Source organism: Microcystis sp. M53603_WE2 (assembly GCF_030065435.1).
This window is the reverse complement of record NZ_JASJFF010000633.1, coordinates 1-4194: the sequence shown is the minus strand read 5'-3', so window position 1 is coordinate 4194 and position 4194 is coordinate 1. Positions and strand designations below refer to the sequence as shown.

Here is a 4194-nt window from a genome sequence, read left to right as displayed (position 1 = left end):
TCGGATCGAGCGAAGAAAAACCAATAACAGCTTTAGAGGAAAATCAGTTAGGAGAAAGTCAAGAGAATTAAGAGCCGATACCCAGTCTCTACTATACAATTAGGGAAATTTGTTATCTACAAAACTCGATCGCTACCTATGGAAAACTTAGATTTAAAGAAATCCTCGCCCCTCTTACTTATCTCACCGTTTTTTCTCTGGGGAACAGCGATGGTAGCGATGAAGGGTGTTATCCCCCACACCACCCCCCTATTTATGGCGGGAATTCGCCTTGTCCCCGCCGGAATGTTAGTTTTAATAGTAGCTTGGTTTTTAGGTCGTCCTCAGCCCAAAACCCTGCAAGCGTGGCTATGGATTGCCCTTTTTGCTCTGATGGATGCCACTCTTTTTCAAGGTTTTCTGGCATTGGGATTAAATCGCACCGGGGCAGGGTTAGGATCGGTAATTATTGACTCCCAACCCCTAGCGGTGGCTTTAATGTCCAGTTGGCTATTTAAAGAAGTTATCGGTGTCTGGGGTTGGTTGGGATTGGGTTTAGGGATTGGGGGAATTAGTTTAATTGGCTTGCCCGATCAATGGTTTTATGACTTTTTTGGACAAAAAGGGTTAAATATTGACTTTAGCTGGCAGGAATTACTAAATAGCGGCGAAATGCTCATGCTTTTGGCTTCCCTATCCATGGCGGTGGGAACAGTCTTAATCCGGTTTGTCTGTCGTCATGCGGATCCCGTCAGCGCCACGGGATGGCACATGATTTTAGGAGGATTGCCGCTATTTTTAGCTTCAGGTTTCACCGAATCCCATCAATGGCAAAATATCGATTTAAATGGTTGGTTAGCTTTAAGTTATGCCACGATTTTTGGTAGTGCGATCGCATACGGAATATTCTTTTATTTAGCCGCCAAGGGCAATTTAACCAGTTTAAGTTCTTTAACTTTTTTAACTCCGGTTTTTGCCCTCACTTTCGGGAATTTATTCCTCGGTGAGATGTTAAGTGTATTGCAATGGGTGGGGGTATCTTTAACCCTCGTTAGTATTTATTTAATCAATCAAAGGGAAAGAATCGCCCCACAATTGCGGGCAATTTTTGCTAATCTTTCCTCACTTATACCCAAAAGCAACTAACTCAAATTCCGTGCGAATTACCTCGACTCTGGCAAAATTTGCTTCTTGTAATTTTTGGTTGAGATTTTGAGAAGTAAAACCTGTTTTATGAGCCATATAGGGCATTCCGGGGACTTCTGTTCCCATGCCGTAAAACATCCATAAAGCCCGCACGGGACCACCGGGAGAAATATATAAAGGTTCATTTTCCATATCGCCTCTAGCGACAAATTCGGCGGCAGTTTGCATATCGGGAACTACGATCATTAAAAAGCCTTCGGGTTTAAGAATGCGTTTAAATTCCTCTAGGGCGATGGGAACTTCGTAATGATAAATATGTTCTAGATTATGACTAGAAAAAACCGCATCGACGGAGTTATCGGGAACGGCACTTAAATCGGTAATAGTTCCTAAAATATCTGGGTTAACAGCAGTATTGATATCGAGGCGAATTTCTTGCCAATTGCCATCGCGGAATAGTTGGGGTAAAGCTTCGGGATTATAGGGACCACAACCCACATTTAAAACCAGTTTTTTCGGGGATTTTAGCGCTGTTATCCCTGGGGGAGCATTCCAAGCTAATAAACAAATATTTGTCAAACCAAGCAAACCGTGATTAGCGACTTGATCATCTAAAATTATCTGAGCTTGGGGATGGGTTTTAGTAAAATCTTTTATTGCCTGTTGGAGAGCGGGATGCTGACATTTATTGATGATAATTAAAGCGGAATCAGACCAGAAGTTTTTGGCTAAAAGCAAGGAGATAAAGAGAGAGCGATAGTCTTCGGCGGCATCGTAGTAATAAACTCCCAGCTTTTCTTCACTGTTTAATTCTTCCAGATCATCGAAAAAGTTTTCCGTTTCTTGATCGCTTAAAAATATTTGTTCTGATAGTTGAAAATCCTCCAAATCCTGGGATAATATAGTTAGTTTTTCTCCCGATGGATCGTATTTAAAAAAAGCTTCTACGCCATAACCGTAGCGATCGCTATTATCGCAGAAAGCGGCGACTAAACTACCGCGACGAAAACAACCCACTTGACAGTAAACCTCGTCCGGTTGCAGACAGGCAACGGCGAGATTGAGCAGGGGAAAGAGATTGCGATCGGGATAGGAGGCGGTTTTTTCGCTTAAAAGGGTTAATTGCTCGGAAATAGGCGACATTAAAGCCGATCCCCAATCCTGATACTGTTGAGGCAATTGTTCTAAGAATTTCTGTAAATCCATGCTCTTGCTTTCCCGAAAACTATAATCCTTTTCCACTATCGTAAATCATCGTGCTTGTCATCAGGTCACAGACTTAATTGTGGAAGAGTGCTAATCTGATCTATTAGCCCATCAGTACCAGTAGAGAAACTTCTGATATGCTCTACAACTGCTTCCAGATCAAATTTTGGGGAGTAAGGGGGAGTATTCCCTGTCCAGGTTCGGAAACCGTTCGTTATGGTGGTAATACTTCCTGTGTAGAGATGCAAGTCGGTAGAGAAAGATTAATTTTTGACGGTGGTACGGGGTTACGCCTACTAGGACAGTCTTTGATGGCAGAAAGTCCAGCGAAAGCCCATTTATTTTTCAGCCACTCCCATTGGGATCATATTCAGGGTTTTCCTTTTTTTATCCCTGCTTTTATCCGGGGCAATACTTTTAAAATCTACGCAGTTCCCTCCCCCAACGGAGCAACCATCAAGCAAACATTACACGATCAGATGTTACATCCTAATTTTCCCGTGCCTTTGCAGATTATGCGGGCCGATTTAGAATTTTATAATCTAGAAATGGGCGAAACCCTCCACTGTGGGGATGTCACCGTCGAAACCCGTCCTTTAAATCATCCAGGAGAAGCGGTGGGTTATCGGGTAAATTGGCAGGGTTTATCGGCAGCCTATATTACCGATACCGAACATTTTCCCGATCGCCTTGATGATAACGTTTTGGCTTTGGCATGGCAAGCGGATGTGATGATTATTGATGCTACCTACACCGATGAGGAATACAACGATCCTAAGTATTCTAAGGTGGGTTGGGGTCATTCCACTTGGCAGCAGGCAGTCAAAATCGCTCAAGCAGCGCAAGTTAAGCAGTTAGTTCTATTTCATCACGATCCGGCCCATAATGACGATTTTCTCGATCGCATTGGGGAAGAGGCAAGAAAGATTTTCCCTGAAACTATTCTCGCCCGGGAAGGCCTCTCGATCGAATTGCGGCCGGGAGATGATCAGATAGATGAAGTGTAATCTAAGTCACTGTTCCCCACCATGAAGATAACTGCTGTAGATGCTCAACAGCTTATCTCCGTGAGCGCAGATAGGATAGAATGGTATAACTTCATCTGGGATTTTCTCTGATGCCATATTATAAAAATGTCCAATCAATCCTCACCTAACTCCACAGAAATACAAGCAATTTTTGATCAGATCGCTCCCGAATATGACCGCCTTAATCAAGAATTAAGTTTAGGATTACACCGTATCTGGAAATTAATGACAGTCAAGTGGTGTCAACCCGAAAAAGGAGATTTTGCCCTCGATATCTGTTGTGGTAGCGGCGACCTGACTAACCTATTATCAAAACAAGTGGGTAAAACGGGCAAAGTGATCGGACTAGATTTTTCCCCACAACAATTAAAAATCGCCCGTCAACGTTTTAGTGCCACTAATATTAACTGGATGGAAGGGGATGCCCTTAATTTACCCTTTGCCGATTCTAGCTTTGATTGTGCCACTATTGGCTATGGATTACGCAATGTGGTGGATACTGCCCAATGTTTGGGGGAATTATACCGAGTCCTCAAACCGGGTGCTAAAGCGGCGATTCTTGACTTCCATCAACCCACCGAAACCATCGCCAAACTATTCCAAAACTGGTATCTCGATCATATCGTCGTTCCGGCTGCCGAGCGTTACGGTTTAACTGACCAGTACGCTTATATTAGTCCCAGTATCGATCGCTTTCCCCGGGGCCCAGAACAGGTAAAATTAGGCTATCAGTCGGGATTTTCCGGCGCTGTTCACTATCCACTCCTAGCAGGACTGATGGGAGTGTTAGTCTTGAAGAAATAACTCACTCACATTTCCGTTTATTTTTTGCTGC

4 protein-coding genes are annotated in these 4194 nt (G+C 43.4%); 3 read left to right on the top strand and 1 reads right to left on the bottom strand.

What is annotated here, in order from left to right; genetic code table 11:
* Positions 1–138: 138 nt before the first annotated feature.
* On the top strand, positions 139–1125 hold the full coding sequence (locus PX481_RS13495) for a DMT family transporter (protein ID WP_288094735.1): 987 nt from the start codon (positions 139–141) through the stop codon (positions 1123–1125).
* On the opposite strand, the gene PX481_RS13490 is transcribed toward PX481_RS13495, so the two are convergent.
* A complete protein-coding gene (locus PX481_RS13490) occupies positions 1102–2331 on the bottom strand; it encodes a class I SAM-dependent methyltransferase (protein ID WP_288094734.1) in 1230 nt (409 codons plus the stop codon). The genes PX481_RS13495 and PX481_RS13490 overlap by 24 nt on opposite strands.
* A 137-nt stretch (positions 2332–2468) precedes the next feature.
* Between PX481_RS13490 and PX481_RS13485 the strand changes: the two genes are divergently transcribed.
* Positions 2469–3338 (top strand): MBL fold metallo-hydrolase, encoded by an 870-nt coding sequence (locus PX481_RS13485; protein ID WP_002758261.1) that lies wholly within the window; start codon positions 2469–2471, stop codon positions 3336–3338.
* 126 nt (positions 3339–3464) lie between these two features.
* Positions 3465–4163 (top strand): bifunctional demethylmenaquinone methyltransferase/2-methoxy-6-polyprenyl-1,4-benzoquinol methylase UbiE, encoded by a 699-nt coding sequence (gene ubiE, locus PX481_RS13480; protein ID WP_002758259.1) that lies wholly within the window; start codon positions 3465–3467, stop codon positions 4161–4163.
* Positions 4164–4194 lie beyond the last annotated feature (31 nt).

Bases quoted from the DNA above. Each gene is read 5' to 3' on its own strand.
- PX481_RS13495 (WP_288094735.1), top strand. From the start codon at position 139: ATGGAAAACTTAGATTTAAAGAAATCCTCGCCCCTCTTACTTATCTCA.
- PX481_RS13490 (WP_288094734.1), bottom strand. From the start codon at position 2,331: ATGGATTTACAGAAATTCTTAGAACAATTGCCTCAACAGTATCAGGAT.
- PX481_RS13485 (WP_002758261.1), top strand. From the start codon at position 2,469: ATGCTCTACAACTGCTTCCAGATCAAATTTTGGGGAGTAAGGGGGAGT.
- ubiE (WP_002758259.1), top strand. From the start codon at position 3,465: ATGTCCAATCAATCCTCACCTAACTCCACAGAAATACAAGCAATTTTT.